Source organism: Mycobacterium persicum, from assembly GCF_002086915.1.
GTDB classification, from domain to species: Bacteria; Actinomycetota; Actinomycetes; order Mycobacteriales; family Mycobacteriaceae; genus Mycobacterium; species Mycobacterium persicum.
The window spans coordinates 1,808,139-1,822,576 of record NZ_MWQA01000001.1 but is presented as its reverse complement, the minus strand read 5'-3'; the positions used below and the strand labels follow the sequence as shown (position 1 = coordinate 1,822,576).

At 67.2% G+C, this 14,438-nt stretch carries 14 protein-coding genes; 8 read left to right on the top strand and 6 right to left on the bottom strand.

Going from position 1 to position 14,438, the window contains the following annotated elements; genetic code table 11:
• Positions 1–65 precede the first annotated feature (65 nt).
• The 3 genes from B4U45_RS08110 (at position 66) to B4U45_RS08100 (ending at position 3,413) form a co-directional block, all read left to right on the top strand.
• Positions 66–1,697 (top strand): long-chain fatty acid--CoA ligase, encoded by a 1,632-nt coding sequence (locus B4U45_RS08110; protein ID WP_075545772.1) that lies wholly within the window; start codon positions 66–68, stop codon positions 1,695–1,697.
• Between the two features lie 107 nt (positions 1,698–1,804).
• The gene (locus B4U45_RS08105; RefSeq protein WP_083155713.1) at positions 1,805–2,863 is read left to right on the top strand and encodes an NAD(P)H-dependent amine dehydrogenase family protein; all 1,059 of its coding nucleotides are present in this window, start codon (positions 1,805–1,807) and stop codon (positions 2,861–2,863) included.
• A gap of 76 nt (positions 2,864–2,939) precedes the next feature.
• Positions 2,940–3,413: an SRPBCC family protein gene (locus B4U45_RS08100; RefSeq protein ID WP_075545801.1), complete on the top strand. Its 474-nt coding sequence runs from the start codon at positions 2,940–2,942 to the stop codon at positions 3,411–3,413.
• Between the two features lie 33 nt (positions 3,414–3,446).
• On the opposite strand, the gene B4U45_RS08095 is transcribed toward B4U45_RS08100, so the two are convergent.
• Positions 3,447–5,066 carry an amidohydrolase gene (locus B4U45_RS08095; protein ID WP_075545770.1) on the bottom strand — a complete coding sequence of 540 codons (1,620 nt, stop codon included), beginning with the start codon at positions 5,064–5,066 and terminating at the stop codon, positions 3,447–3,449.
• Positions 5,067–5,216: 150 nt separating this feature from the next.
• Between B4U45_RS08095 and B4U45_RS08090 the strand changes: the two genes are divergently transcribed.
• Both B4U45_RS08090 and B4U45_RS08085 read left to right on the top strand, forming a co-directional pair.
• The gene (locus B4U45_RS08090; RefSeq protein ID WP_075545800.1) at positions 5,217–6,071 is read left to right on the top strand and encodes a class II glutamine amidotransferase; all 855 of its coding nucleotides are present in this window, start codon (positions 5,217–5,219) and stop codon (positions 6,069–6,071) included.
• A gap of 6 nt (positions 6,072–6,077) precedes the next feature.
• Positions 6,078–6,929 (top strand): patatin-like phospholipase family protein, encoded by an 852-nt coding sequence (locus B4U45_RS08085; protein WP_075545769.1) that lies wholly within the window; start codon positions 6,078–6,080, stop codon positions 6,927–6,929.
• Position 6,930: 1 nt separating this feature from the next.
• Here the strand turns inward: B4U45_RS08085 and B4U45_RS08080 are convergent, their stop codons facing one another.
• Both B4U45_RS08080 and B4U45_RS08075 read right to left on the bottom strand, forming a co-directional pair.
• Positions 6,931–7,992, bottom strand: a complete 1,062-nt coding sequence (locus tag B4U45_RS08080; RefSeq protein WP_075545799.1) for a patatin family protein — start codon at positions 7,990–7,992, stop codon at positions 6,931–6,933.
• Between the two features lie 93 nt (positions 7,993–8,085).
• Positions 8,086–8,544 (bottom strand): lipoprotein LpqV, encoded by a 459-nt coding sequence (locus B4U45_RS08075; protein ID WP_075545768.1) that lies wholly within the window; start codon positions 8,542–8,544, stop codon positions 8,086–8,088.
• A gap of 117 nt (positions 8,545–8,661) precedes the next feature.
• On the opposite strand from B4U45_RS08075, the gene B4U45_RS08070 reads away from it, so the two are divergent.
• Both B4U45_RS08070 and B4U45_RS08065 read left to right on the top strand, forming a co-directional pair.
• Positions 8,662–9,240: a cupin domain-containing protein gene (locus B4U45_RS08070; protein ID WP_082275262.1), complete on the top strand. Its 579-nt coding sequence runs from the start codon at positions 8,662–8,664 to the stop codon at positions 9,238–9,240.
• Complete coding sequence (locus tag B4U45_RS08065; RefSeq protein WP_075545766.1) at positions 9,240–9,638, top strand: rhodanese-like domain-containing protein; 399 nt, start codon at positions 9,240–9,242, stop codon at positions 9,636–9,638. Before B4U45_RS08070 ends, B4U45_RS08065 begins: the two co-directional genes overlap by 1 nt.
• Here B4U45_RS08065 and B4U45_RS08060 read toward each other — a convergent pair.
• Genes B4U45_RS08060 through B4U45_RS08050 form a run of 3 tightly spaced genes read right to left on the bottom strand, consistent with a single transcriptional unit; the run spans position 9,630 to position 13,215 of the window.
• A complete protein-coding gene (locus B4U45_RS08060) occupies positions 9,630–11,396 on the bottom strand; it encodes an alpha/beta hydrolase (RefSeq protein WP_075545765.1) in 1,767 nt (588 codons plus the stop codon). The genes B4U45_RS08065 and B4U45_RS08060 overlap by 9 nt on opposite strands.
• Positions 11,393–12,166 carry an enoyl-CoA hydratase gene (locus B4U45_RS08055; protein WP_075545764.1) on the bottom strand — a complete coding sequence of 258 codons (774 nt, stop codon included), beginning with the start codon at positions 12,164–12,166 and terminating at the stop codon, positions 11,393–11,395. The genes B4U45_RS08060 and B4U45_RS08055 overlap by 4 nt, the downstream gene beginning before the upstream one ends.
• An 11-nt stretch (positions 12,167–12,177) precedes the next feature.
• Positions 12,178–13,215 carry an enoyl-CoA hydratase/isomerase family protein gene (locus tag B4U45_RS08050; protein ID WP_075545763.1) on the bottom strand — a complete coding sequence of 346 codons (1,038 nt, stop codon included), beginning with the start codon at positions 13,213–13,215 and terminating at the stop codon, positions 12,178–12,180.
• Between the two features lie 260 nt (positions 13,216–13,475).
• Here B4U45_RS08050 and B4U45_RS08045 point away from each other — a divergent pair, with 260 nt between their 5' ends.
• Positions 13,476–14,312, top strand: coding sequence for a Bax inhibitor-1/YccA family protein (locus B4U45_RS08045; protein WP_075545762.1), 837 nt, complete (start codon positions 13,476–13,478; stop codon positions 14,310–14,312).
• Positions 14,313–14,438 lie beyond the last annotated feature (126 nt).

The window sequence follows — 14,438 nt, the reverse complement described above, 5'->3', positions numbered from 1 at the left end:
GCGATAGCATTCGCCCGACCAGACATGAGGCGGTGCTGCGCCGTGACCCGTAAGGCGGTACCTCGATGTACAGCACGATGCAGGAATTCCCGCTGACCATCACCGCGATCATGCGGCACGGCTGCGGGGTCCACGGCCTACGCGAGGTCGTGACGGCCACCGGCGATGGGTATCGGCACACCAGCTACCGCGAGGTGGGGCAGCGCGCCGCCCAGCTGGCAAACGGATTGCGTCGCCTCGGGATTACCGGGGACCAGCGGGTGGCCACCTTCATGTGGAACAACACCGAACATCTGGTGGCCTACCTCGCCGTGCCGTCGATGGGCGCGGTGCTGCACACGCTGAACATCCGGCTGTTCGCCGAGCAGATTGTCTACGTGGCCAACGAGGCCGAAGACCGGGTCATCCTGGTCGACCTCTCCCTGGCCAAGCTGCTGGCCCCGGTGCTGTCCACACTCGACACCGTGCACACCGTGATCGCCGTCGGGGACGGCGACACCGCGCCGCTCGAGGAATCGGGCAAGACCGTGCTGCGCTACGCCGAAGTGATCGACGGCGAGTCGGCCGAATTCGACTGGCCGCAGCTCGACGAGTATTCCGCGGCCGCGATGTGCTACACCAGCGGCACCACCGGCAATCCCAAAGGTGTTGTCTACAGCCACCGTTCGAGCTTTCTGCACACCATGGCAACGTGCAGTACCAACGGCATCGGAGTGGGCTCCAGCGATCGGGTGCTGCCGATCGTGCCGATGTTTCACGCCAACGCGTGGGGCCTGCCGTATGCGGCGCTGATGGCCGGCGCGGATTTGGTGCTACCCGACCGGCATCTCGACGCTCGATCGCTCATCCACATGATCGAGAACCTGCGGCCCACCCTGGCCGGCGCGGTGCCGACCATCTGGAACGACGTCATGCATCACCTGGAGAAGGACCCCGGCCACGACGTGTCGTCGCTGCGCCTGGTGGCCTGCGGCGGCTCAGCGGTCCCGGAATCGCTGATGCGCACCTTCGAAGAGAAGCACGGCGTCCAGATCCGCCAGCTGTGGGGCATGACCGAGACCTCGCCGATGGCCACCATGGCGTGGCCGCCGCCGGGAACCCCGCCGGACCGGCACTGGGCCATCCGCTCGACGCAGGGCCAGCCGGTGTGCGGGGTGGAGGCCAGGATCGTCGACGACAATGGCCAGGTGCTGCCCAATGACGGCAAAGCCGTGGGCGAGGTAGAAGTCCGCGGGCCGTGGATCACCGGCTCGTATTACCTGGGATATGACGAGTCGAAGTTCGACTCCGGGTGGTTGCGCACCGGCGACGTCGGCCGCATCGACGAGCAGGGCTTCATCACGCTCACCGACCGGGCCAAGGACGTCATCAAGTCCGGCGGCGAGTGGATTTCGTCGGTCGAGCTGGAGAACTGTCTGATCGCGCATCCCGAGGTGGTCGAGGCCGCGGTGGTGGGTGTGCCCGACGAGCGTTGGCAGGAACGGCCGCTGGCGGTGGTCGTGACCCGTGAAGGGGTCCAGGTGAGCGCCGCGGATCTCCGGAAGTTCTTGGCGGACAAGGTAGCTCGGTGGTGGCTGCCCGAACGATGGGCGTTCGCCGACGAGATTCCGCGCACCAGCGTGGGCAAATACGACAAGAAAACCATCCGCTCCCGCTACGGCGACGGCATCTACGACGTTGTCGAGGTGCATAACTGAGCGCCCCGGGCCGCCACCCGCTGTGCGCGAGCAGTCATAGAATCGCATAGCCACGCGGCAAAACGTGCGATTGTGTGTCTGCTCGCGAGGAAGGTGAGTTCGAGGACATGAGTCTGCGGGTCGTTCAATGGGCAACCGGGTCGGTGGGGGTCGCCGCGATCAAGGGTGTGCTCGAGCATCCAGAACTCGAATTAACGGGCTGCTGGGTGCATTCCGAGGCCAAGAACGGCAAAGACGTCGGTGAGATCATCGGCACCGCACCGCTGGGCGTCGTCGCCACCAACAGCGTCGACGACATCCTGGCCCTCGATGCCGACGCGGTGGTCTATGCGCCGTTGCTGCCCAGCGTCGACGAGGTCGCGGCGTTGCTGCGCTCGGGCAAGAACGTCGTCACTCCGGTCGGGTGGTTCTACCCGAGCGAGAAGGAAGCCGTGCCGCTCGAAGTGGCCGCGCAGGCCGGCAACGCGACCCTGCATGGCGCCGGTATCGGGCCCGGAGCGGCCACCGAACTGTTTCCGTTGCTGCTGTCGGTGATGTCGACCGGCGTGACTTTTGTTCGCTCCGAAGAGTTTTCGGATCTGCGAAGCTACGGGGCACCCGATGTGCTGCGCTATGTCATGGGGTTCGGCGGCACCCCGGACAGCGCGCTGACCGGGCCGATGCAGAAACTGCTCGACGGCGGATTCATGCAGTCGGTCCGGCTGTGCGTCGACCGTCTGGGCTTTGCCGCCGATTCCAAGATCCGCACATCGCAGGAGGTCGCCGTTGCGACCGCGCCGATAGACTCGCCGATCGGGATCATCGAACCGGGCCAGGTTGCCGGTCGCCGGTTTCACTGGGAAGCGCTCGTCGGCGACAAAGTGGTGGTCGAGATCACCGTCAACTGGTTGATGGGGTCCGAAAACCTGGATCCGCCATGGTCTTTCGGACCGCAGGGAGAGCGCTACGAGATCGAGGTGCGGGGTAATCCCGACACCTTCGTCACCGTCAAGGGGTGGCAGCCGGACAGCGTGGCGGCCGGGCTGCAGAGCAACCCGGGCATCGTCGCCACCGCGGCGCACTGCGTCAACGCGATCCCCGCGACCTGCGCGGCCCCGGCGGGTATCCAGGGTTTCTTCGACCTGCCGTTGATCACCGGCCGGGCGGCCCCGGATCTGTCGCGATGACCACCGGGGGGCACCGTACCCGATATCGCGGTTAGAGTTGTCCGGAAGTCGATTTCGAGATAAAGGGGATGGGCAACTGACACGCTCTGTCGTAGTCGAGCAATCGCGGGCAATCCCGGTTACCGTCGAGGACGCCTTCAATCGAACGCTGCCGATAGCGCTGCCGGTGATCTGTTCTCGGTGGTATGGGGTGATCCCGCCGATCAAAGAGGTCCGGGACCAAAGCGGCGATTGGGATGCGGCGGGCCAAACCCGTGTCATCGCCATGGTCGGTGGCGGCCTGGTGCGCGAGACGCTGACCAACGTCGATCCGCCGCGATCGTTCAGCTACACGCTGACCGACATCAAAGGCCCGTTGGCGCCGCTGGTCAGCCTGGTGGAAGGCAAGTGGAGCTTTGCGCCGGCGGGGACGGGAACTAGGGTCGCCTGGCAGTGGACCCTGCATCCCAAATCGGGCGTCAGCGCACCGCTGCTGCCGCCGTTCGGCAGGATGTGGAAGGGCTACGCCCGCATCGTGTTGGAGAAACTCGCCGAGCAACTGGTGGGTTGAACGGCGGCGCGCGGCTACTGCGCCGGAGCGGCCTCAGCCCAGCGTCGGGCCGTACACCTGCCGGCCGGCGAGAAACGTCGCGCGTACCTCGAGATCGGCGATCTCCTCGGGAGCGACCGTCCGCGGGTCCTGCGACAACACGACCATGTCGGCGTACTTGCCGACCTCCAGCGAACCGATCACGTCGTCGGCGAACAACTGCCACGCCGCGTCCAGCGTCTGGGCGCGGATCGCCTGCTCGACCGTCAACCGCTCCTCGGGCGCCAGTACCCGCCCGCTCGGTGCGGCACGGGTGGCCGCGACGCTGATGTTGCGCAGCGGTTCTTCGGGGGTGACCGGCGGATCATTGTGCAGCGATATCCGCAGCCCGGCGGCCACCGCGGAACCGGCCGGCGCCCAACGTGATCCGCGCTCGGGCCCGAAAAGACCGTCGACCAGGATGTCGCCCCAGTAGTGGATCTGGTCGACGAACAGGCTGGCGGTGACGCCGAGGTCGGCGGCGCGGCGCAGTTGGTCCGGGCGCAGCATCGGGGCGTGTTCCAGCCGTAGCCGGTGGTCGGTTCGGGGATGCTTGCGCAATGCTTCCTCGTACACGTCGAGGATGGTGTCGACTCCGGCGTCACCCATGACGTGACAGGCCATCGGCCAGCCGAGCGGGAAGTAGGCGTCGACGATCTCGGTCAACTGCTCGCGGCTGTAGTTGGCGTGCCCGCAGGAACCCGGCGCGATGCCCATGGCGCGGCTGGCGCCGGTGTCGAGATAAGGAGCCGACAGGTCGATGTTGCCGATCCACGGCGAGCCGTCGACCCAGATCTTGATGCCCACCTGGCGCACCATGTCGTCGCCGTTGTCAGGGGTCATGTCGGTGGTCAGCGCGGCGGTGGAGATCTCGTAGGTGCGCAGCCGAACGGTCAGCTCACCCGCGTCGTTCAACTGGGCAAGCATCGGGCGAAAGGTGGGCTCGAACGCCATCTCCGAGCACGTCGTCAGGCCCGCCTGATTCAGCCGCGCGCACTCGGCGCGCAGCATGGCGGGGTAGTCGGCCGGGTTGATCGCTCCGGCGACCAGTGGCAACAACGCTGCGGTTTCCTCGGCGGTGCCATCGAGCTCGCCGTTGGCGTCGCGACCGTACTTGGCGCCCTTGGGGTTTGGCGTATCACGGGTGATCCCGGCCTGTCTGGCGGCAGTCGAGTTGAAGTAGGCCTTGTGGCAGGAGTTGTGGAAGATGACCAACGGGGTGTCGGCGGCCAGATCGTCGAGCCAGTGCAGGGTCGCTTCCGGGAGACCTGGTTGCAGCAGCGGATCCCAGCCGAACAGGTACGCGCCCGTCGCACCTCGTGCGGCGACTTCCCGCCGAATCGCGCCGACCACCTCGCCCGCGTCGCGGACCGTCACCGGGCGGATGTCGACCATCCGGTTCGACAGCACCATGGACTCCAGCAGCGGATGCCCGTGCGCCTCCACCAGCCCCGGCATGACACAGCCCGATCCGAGGTCGACGACCGGCGTGTCGGAGCCGACCCAGCCCTCGACATCCGACCAGTTGCCCACCGCGACGATCCGCCCGTCGTTGACGGCGAGGGCTTCGGCGGTCGGTCGCGCGTCATCGACGGTCAGTACCGCGCCGCGGATCACGAGGTCAGCAGCTGCCATGGGTGGCCTCCCACCTGATATGCCGCCGGCAACCGGGACGCCACCGAGCGCTAGCCCGTATTTGACCACACCGGACGGCGGCACTCATGACTGCCGGTGCGTGCCGAGTGCGCCGGGGCCGGCGACTTCAGATTGGGTAACGTCGAGGCCATGTGCCGACTCTTTGGCCTGCACGCCGGGAATGAGGTTGCCACGGCGACTTTTTGGTTGCTGGACGCCCCGGACAGTCTGGCAAGGCAAAGCCGCAGAAACCCCGACGGCACCGGGGCGGGGGTGTTCGACGAACACGGTCGGCCGCAGTTGCACAAGGAGCCCATGGCGGCTTGGCATGACACCGCGTTCGCGACCGAGGCTCGCGAGCTGTCCGGCACGACGTTCCTCGCTCACGTGCGCTACGCGACGACCGGTTCGCGCGACGTCCGCAACACCCACCCGTTCTTGCAGGACGGCCGGATGTTCGCGCACAACGGCGTGGTCGAGGGCCTGGACGTGATCGACGGACGACTCCGCGAACTCGGCGCCGCGGACCTGGTGCTCGGCCAGACCGATTCCGAGCGGGTGTTCGCGTTGATCACCGCCACGATCCGCGCTCACGGCGGCGACCAGTCAGCCGGCCTGGTCGACGCCTTGCAATGGTTAGCCGCGAACGTGCCGATCTACGCCGTCAACGTGCTGCTCAGCACCGCCACCGACATGTGGGCGCTGCGTTATCCGGACTCTCATGAGCTCTATCTGCTGGACCGGCGCGATCCGTCGTTATGCGGTCCGGAATTTCACCTGCGCAGCAACCGAATTCGCGCGTGGTCGGCGCACCTGTGCACTCGGCCGTCGGTGGTTTTCGCCACCGAGCCGATGGACGAGGATCCGCGTTGGTCGTTGCTCGGCCCGGGCGAGTTGGTCCATGTCGACGCCGCGCTGCAGCTGACCCGCGATGTGGTGCTGCCGGATCCGCCCGGTCGGCTGCTGCGGCGGTCAGATCTTGGCTCGTCGGTGATGGCAGAGTAGGCCGAGGTGGTAGGCAGACGGGCGCTCGTGCTGGCCGGCGGCGGCCTGGCCGGAATCGCTTGGGAGACAGGTGTTCTGCGCGGCGTCGCCGAGCAGTCGCCGCCGGCGGCCCGGCTGTTGCTGGATTCGGACGTACTGCTGGGGACATCGGCCGGATCGGCGGTGGCGGCGCAGATCGGCAGCGGTCGGCGCCTGGAAGACCTGTTCGATCTGCAGCTCGCCGAGACGTCGACCGAGATCGACCCCGGCGTCGACATCGACGCCATCACCGCGCTGTTCCTGCAGGCCCTGCGGGAGCCGGGGGAGCGCGGGCCACTGCAGCGGATCGGGGCCGTGGCGCTGGCGACGCATACCGTTCCCGAGCCGGTTCGCCGTGCGGTGATCGCCCAACGCCTACCGGCTCACCACTGGCCGGACCGGGACCTGCGTGTTACCGCAATCGACACCGCCACAGGCGAATTGGTGGTCTTCGACCGCCACTCGGGTGTCGACCTTGTCGATGCGGTGGCCGCCAGCTGTGCGGTGCCGGGAGCCTGGCCGCCGGTGACGATCGCGGGCCGCCGCTACATGGACGGCGGCGTGGCCAGCTCGGTCAACCTCGGCGTCGCCGACGACTGCGCGGTGGCGGTGGCCTTGGTGCCGTCCGGCGCGGAGACGCCGTCCCCGTTCGGCCCGGGACCGGCCGCCGAGATCGCGGCCTTCCCGGGCAGCGCATTCGCGGTGTTCGCCGACGAGGAGTCGCTGGCGGCGTTCGGGCCCAACCCGCTGGATCCGCGTTGCCGCGCAGCTTCGGCCATGGCGGGGCGAGAACAGGGCCGTCGGGAAGCGGCGGCCCTCGCCCGCTTCCTGGGTGTCTGATTCAACCCTCGATCGCCGGCGGGGCCGACTGTTGCTCGTCGGCGGCTTCGAGCGCATCGAGGGCACGCGCGGCCAGGGCCCGACCCGTGGCGATCACCTCGACGGCCCGGTGGAACTCCAGGCTTCGGCAGGTCGCACGCGGCACCTCGATCAGCAGGTCGGCGGGATAGGCCGCCAGCGTGTGGCGTGCCAGCGCGGACTGGGCGATGTCGATGGATCGGTTCATCACCTCGAAGCCGCCCATTTTCGGGACTTCGGGTGCGGTGTCCGCGGTGTCGGCGTCCTCGCCCTCGTCGGCATCCGACCAGGCATCCGGTTCCTGGGACCCCCCGCCGAACCGGCTCAGCACCGCGCGCGCCGTCGGCCGGTCGAGTAGGGCCCGGGCGGCGCTGACGTCCAACAGCGCCGAGGTGCTGCGGACCACCCGGTTCAACCACTCGGCGGTGACCCCGGGTTCGGAGCCGCGTGGCAACCCCGCTTCGCTGCCGTTGAGGCTGACCGCGATGGTCAGGTCGGCATTGACCGCGGCGATCGGCGCGATCGGCAGCGGATCCAGGATGCCGCCGTCGGCGAGTAGGCGCCCATCGAGTTCGTGCGGGGCGATGACCCCGGGTATCGCGATCGACGCGCGGATGGCCTCGTCGAGAGGTCCGCGCTGAAACCACACCGACTTGCCCGCCAACAGGTCCGTCGCCACCGCCGTATAGGGGATCGGCAGCTGTTCGATGGTGACCGGGCCGAGGATGTCGCGCACCGCGTCCAGGATCTTCTCGGCCCGCAGCACTCCGGCCGCGGTAATGGACGGGTCCAGCAGTCGCAGAATGGTGCGTTGTGTCAACGACTTCGCCCAGTCGGTGAACTCCTCCAGCCGCCCGGCCGCGTGCAGGCCGCCGACCAGCGCCCCCATGGAGGAGCCGGCGATCCCGACGATGTCGTAGCCGCGCTCCCGCAGCGTCTGGATCACCCCGATGTGGGCGTAACCACGGGCGCCGCCGCTACCGAGCGCCAACGCGACGCGACTCGGAGACGATCCGCGCACGCGCACGGCTGCTGGCCCGGTCATCCCTTCATTCTGCGTGGCCTTCATGGCTCCCGCGGAACCGGTCGGCAGTTTCTTGCAGCCGTGATCGCAATTGCGCGACCGGCTGGAACATGGCTACCCGCATTCGTTGTTGGCCGCCGCGACCGCCGCCACGATCACCGCCGCCTGACGCGCCGGGGTCAGTTCCGCCCAGCGGATGTTCCAGCTGCCGGCAACGCCGGATTGCGAGGCCTGCACCATCGCCAGGTACGGCTCGATCACGGCCTCGCCGGTGACGGGCTGGGTCTGCATCCACACCTTGGCGGCATGGCAGGCCTGGAAGTATTGCTCCTCGGTCGACTCGGCGGGCACGTCGACCCGGGTCGTCACGCCGGTGGGTGAGACCCCGACAACACCCGGCGGCAGCGAACTCGGGGCGGTTGGTGATAGCGCCGACGACTTGGCCGAAGACGACGACGCGGTCCTATCGCCGCCGGTGTGCCAGCAGCCAGTGACAACCGACACGCTCGCCGCGACAACCAGCGGCCCCCACAGGTAGGCGCACGCCGGGCCCCGAGGTCGCGATCCGCGCATGGTGCCAATTTATGCAACACTGGCGGCCGTGATGAAGTGCGTCGGATTTTTCGAGTGTTGTCGGCCCTGACCTGCCGCCGATAACCCGATCCGTTTTCGCACATTGGAGTCCCTTCCATGGCTATGCCACTTCTCACCTCACCTGCCGTTGCATCGCCGTTCCCCGGGCCCACCTGGCTGCGGGTGCCCGACCTGTTGCACGCCACCGACCAAGTCGCCGACGACGTGCTCAGCGGGCGCTATGACCACCTGCTGCCCCGGGGCGGCCTGCCCGAGACGGAGCGCTGGTTTGCCCGGGTTCACGGGGACGACGACCTCGATATCTGGCTGATCAGCTGGGTGGCCGGGCACGCCACCGAATTGCACGACCATGGCGGTTCGATCGGGGCGCTGACGGTGCTGTCCGGGTCGCTCAACGAATACCGGTGGGACGGCCGGCGGTTGCGACGCCGCCGGCTCGATGCCGGCGATCAGGCCGGGTTCCCGCTGGGCTGGGTGCACGACGTGGTGTGGGCGCCGCGGAAAGTGCCCGTTACCCAGCCGGCCGTCGAGCCACTGTCGGCTGCCATACCGCCGACGTTGAGCGTGCACGCATATTCGCCGCCGCTGACGGCGATGTCGTATTACGAAGTCACCGAACGCAATACGCTGCGCCGCCGGCGCACCGAGTTGACCGGCCAACCCGAAAAGTCGTGATGAGCCGGATCGATCGGATACTGGACACCGCGCGTAGCCGGTATCGGCGGCTGCCCGCCGCCGAGCTGCCCCAAGCGTTGCGACGCGGTGCGGTGCTCGTCGACATCCGCCCGCAGGCCCAGCGGGCGTTTGAGGGGGAGGTGCCGGGTGCGTTGGCGATCGAACGCAACGTCCTGGAATGGCGGTGTGACCCGACCAGCGACGCCCGCCTGCCGCATGCCGTCGACGACGACGTCGAATGGGTGATCCTGTGCTCGGAGGGCTACACCTCCAGCCTGGCGGCGGCCGCGCTGCTGGACCTCGGGCTGCACCGCGCCACCGACGTCATCGGTGGCTACCACGCGCTGGCCGCCGCCGGCGTGCTCGCCGACTTGAAGCCGCGGGGCCGCTCAGCCTGACGAGCCGAGCGGCTTGGCGTCGGAGTGCAGCACCGGCCGTAGGCGCTCGGTCATCTGCTGCGTCCAGCCGGGTGGCGACAGTATCGCGGCCCAGGCGTCGGCCGCATCGGCGACGTAGTGGTGCCCGTGTCCTGGCGGCACCTCCACTGCCACCGCCATGTCGGCGGTGACTTGCAGGAACGTCACCACCGGGATCCAGCGGGTCTGCGGCAGCACGTCGTAACCGCGCGGTTCGCGCAGCCAGTCGGGCTTCTTGAACAACAGGTCGGGCGTCCACCACGCGATCGGATCCGAGGCGTGCTGCAGATAGACCACGCGCGGCCGCCCCCACGGCTCGTCCGGACGTCGCAGATCACTCGGGCGCGCCACGAACCGCACATTGGCGCCGTGGTGATAAATCGGCAGCCACTCCGGTGAACCGGGATCGCGGGTAGAGGTCAAGTCATTCCAAATGGTGTTGTTGAAGGTCGGGCCGCTGAACAAGGCGCCGTCGGTGCGGGCGAGGACATTGTCGAGAGTCATGAACGGCGCCTCGCCGCCGAAGGATCCGAGACTCTCACCGAACACCACCAGCTTGGGACGCTTGAATTCCGGCATCTGCCGGATCAACTTGTCGACCGCCTCGAACAGGGCCTGCCCGGCATGCCGGGCGTTCTCCTTGTCGACCAGGAACGACAACCAACTCGGCAGGTACGAATACTGCATGCTCACGATCGCGGTGTTGCCGTTGTAGATGTACTCCAGCGCGTCGGCTTCGGCCTCGTTGATCCAGCCGGTGCCGGTGGTGGTCGCGACGGCGACGACAGTGCGTTGTAGACCGCCGGTGCGCTGCAATTCGCGCGCTGCCAGCTCGGCCGTCTCCGTAATTCCGTTGGCCGAGTCCAAGCCGGCGTAGGCCCGGATCGGCTCGGTCGCCGGGGTTCCGTTGAACTTGGTCAGTTCGGCGACGGTGGGACCGGCCTCGACGAAGATGCGGCCCTGGTGACCCAGCGAGTCCCACGTCACCAGTGACTGCGGGCCGCCCGATCGCAGCGACGTCTTCGGCGGCGCCGTGTTGGGGTTCATCTCCTCGTTGACGGAGGCAAAGGTGCTGTTCATGGAGCGCATCGCGAACTTGAGCACGACACCGTTGAGCAGCGTGATCGTCAGCGCCACCAGCAGGACCACCACGATGGTCGCCGATACCCGGAACGGCGCGATCCGGTCGACTTGCCCCACCAGAAAACCGAACAGCCGCCGGATGAACTGGCCGATCTCGACAAGAGTGAATAGCGCGATCAGCGATACGGCCGCGGCCAGCGGGTAGTCGTACCACTTCAGGTGCTCGACACCCATCAGGTCGCGCACGTCGTCCTGCCAGACGTGGAACCAGATCGCCATCAGGACCATGCCGACCGCGCCGACCGCGATCAGCGGCAGCCACACCCAGCGCGGTGGTGGCGGGCTGAAATTCTGCGAGCGCATATACCGGACCAGCCAGACCGTGAAGACGCCCAAGCCATACCCGATGGCGCCCGAGATGCCGCTGACCAGACCCTGGTAGAGCGGACCGCGCGGCAGCAGTGACGGCGTCATGGAGAACCACAGGAAAATCAACCCGAGCGCGGTGCCGGTGAAGGTGTAGTGGCGTATCCACCACGCGTTGCGAACCGCTTGCGGCTCAGGCGTTTTCGCGGCCGGGACGGCGGACGACTCGGCGCCGGCGGTTTTCGGTTCCGGGCCGGTGTCGGTGCTCGTCGCAGAATGCGGTTCGCTCATCGATGGGTGAAATGAGGCAGCCGCTTCTCGATGAAGGCCGCCATGCCTTCCGATTGATCGTCGGTGGCGAACGTGGAATGGAAGAGCCGGCGTTCGTAGAGCAGTCCCTCGGCCAGAGTCGATTCGAAGGCTCGGTTGACGGCCTCTTTGGCCATCCGGGTGGCTGACCGTGACAGCTGCGAGATGGTGCTGGCGACGGCCCTGGCCTCGGTCAGCAGGTCATCGGCCGGCACCACCCGCGAAACCAGGCCACTGCGCTCGGCCTCGGCGGCATCGATGGTGCGCCCGGTCAGGATGAGATCCATGGCCTTGGCCTTGCCGATGGCCCGGGTCAATCGCTGCGAGCCCCCCATACCGGGCAGCACACCGAGCTTGATCTCCGGCTGGCCGAACTTGGCGGTATCGGCGGCGATCAGTAGGTCGCACATCATGGCCAGCTCGCAGCCGCCGCCCAGCGCATATCCGGCCACCGCAGCGATCGTCGGAGTACGCACGGCGGCGAGTTTGCCCCAGGCGGCGAAGAAATCGGCGTCAAACGCGTCGGCGAACGTCAACCCGGCCATTTCCTTGATGTCGGCCCCCGCTGCGAACGCCTTGGCGGAGCCGGTGATGACGATCGCCCCAATGCCCGGATCGTTGTCCAATTCCGTTGCCGCGCTGGTTACTTCGTTCATCACCCGGCTGTTGAGCGCATTCAGCGCCTGCGGGCGGTTCAGCGTGATGGTGCCGACCCGCTCGTCGCGCTCGACCAGAATCGTTTCGTATCCCATGGATTGCCTTCCTAGAAGCTCAAGTCGTCATCGACCGGCTCGAAATACGCTGCCACGTCAGCCTTGGTGATCTCGGCCAGTGCCGACGGCGACCATTTCGGCTTGCGGTCCTTGTCGATCAGTTGCGCGCGGATGCCTTCCACCAGATCGTGGGAGCGCAGCGATGCCGACGACACCCGATAGTCTTGGAGCAGAACGTCTTCCAGCGTTTCCATGGTGGCGGCGCGGCGAACTGCCTCCAACGTCACCGACAGCGCGATGGGGGAGCGGGTGGCGATCAGCTCGGCGGCGTCGTTAGCCGGTTGTGAACCATGGTCGCGCAGCTCGGCGACGATCTCGGCGACGGTATCGCCGGTGTAGCACTCGTCGATCCAATCGCGTTGTGCGGCAAGCTCACTGGGTGGAGGGTCGACGGTGTAGTGGGCAAGTGCGCTCGCCACGCCGTCGGAGGTGATCGCGGCGCGGAACGCGTCGAGGTCGGCGTGCGGCACGTAGTGGTCGGCAAAGCCCATCGCGATGGCGTCGGCTCCGGAAAACGACGCTCCGGTCAACGCGGCGTGCAAACCCAGCGCGCCCGGCGCCCGGGACAGCAGATACACCCCACCCACGTCGGGGATGAACCCGATGCCGACCTCGGGCATCGCGACCTTGGAAGTGTCGGTGACCACCCTGACGTCGCCGTGGGCGCTGACGCCCACGCCGCCGCCCATCACGATGCCGTCCATCAGCGCCACGTACGGCTTGGAGAACCGGCCGATCTGGCCGTTCATCAAGTACTCGGCGCGCCAGAACCGCCGCGCCTCGACACCGTCCTTGCGGGCGCTGTGGTAGACCGCGACGACGTCGCCGCCCGCGCACAAGCCGCGTTCGCCGGCCCCCGAAACCACCACGGCACGGACTTCGTCGTCGCCTTCCCAACGAATGAGCACCGTGCTCAGCAGGTCCACCATCGTCTGGTTCAGCGAATTGATCGCCTTAGGGCGGTTGAGGGTAATCAAGCCGACGCCACCGTCGACCTGGGTCAGAACTTCGTCGGATTCGCCCGTCACGGCCTCAGTCACGCCCTAGTCTCCAATCGCAGGAATCCGTCCCAAGTCTGCCCATGAGTTTGACGAGCAATCTAGATCGTGACTCGCCCCGGGGTGCCCGCGGGGCTAAGGTTTATCTTGAGCCGGACGACAAAACAGCAGCTCCGCTGGGAACCCGGCCGGGCCACTGATCGTTGAGCAGGTGTTCGCACAACTCGAAGCTGAAGTCCGAAGCTTCCGAAGCTGTAGTCATATGTGGAGCCACAAGAGAGGATCCGACGGTGCGGGAGACAAGTAACCCGGTATTTCGTTCGCTGCCGAAGCAGAGGGGCGGATACGCACAATTCGGTCCGGGCCTGGCCCAGCCGGGATACCCGGCCGACCCTTACCCTGCTCCCTACCAGGAAACCCGGGCTGCGCGCCCGCTGACCATTGACGACGTCGTCACCAAGACCGGCCTGACCTTGGCCACGCTGACGGCCAGCGCCGTGGTCTCCTACTTCCTGGTCGCCCAGAACCTCAACCTTGCGATGCCGCTGACCCTGATCGGCGCGCTCGGCGGGTTGGCGCTGGTGCTGGTGGCCACCTTCGGTCGCAAACAGGACAACCCGGCGATCGTGCTCACCTACGCCGGACTCGAAGGCCTGTTCCTGGGAGCCTTCTCGTTCGTCATGGCCAACTTCTCGGTGGGTTCGGCCAATGCCGGAATGCTCATCGGAGAAGCGGTCCTGGGCACTCTGGGCGTGTTCTTCGGCATGCTCATCGTGTACAAGACCGGGGCCATTCGGGTGACGCCCAAGTTCACCCGGATGGTGGTCGCTGCCCTGTTCGGCGTGCTATTCCTGATGCTCGGCAACTTCGTGCTGGCGATGTTCCATGTCGGCGGCGGCGAGGGTTTGGGCCTGCGCAGCCCCGGTCCGCTGGGCATCATCTTCTCGCTGGTGTGCATCGGTATCGCGGCGTTCAGCTTCCTGATCGACTTCGACGCGGCTGACCAGATGATCCGCGCGGGAGCGCCGGATAAGGCGGCATGGGGTATTGCCCTCGGCCTGACCGTCACGCTGGTCTGGCTTTACATCGAGATCCTGCGCCTGCTCAGCTATCTGCAGAACGATTAGATCGGGCGACAAAAAGCCGGCACGTACGTGCCGGCTTTTTGCTGCGCTGTGTGCGGTGGTGGCGTCGAGTGTGCGGTGGTGGCGTCGCCGGTCGGCGTGTCTTCACCCCAGACGCACGGTGAACGC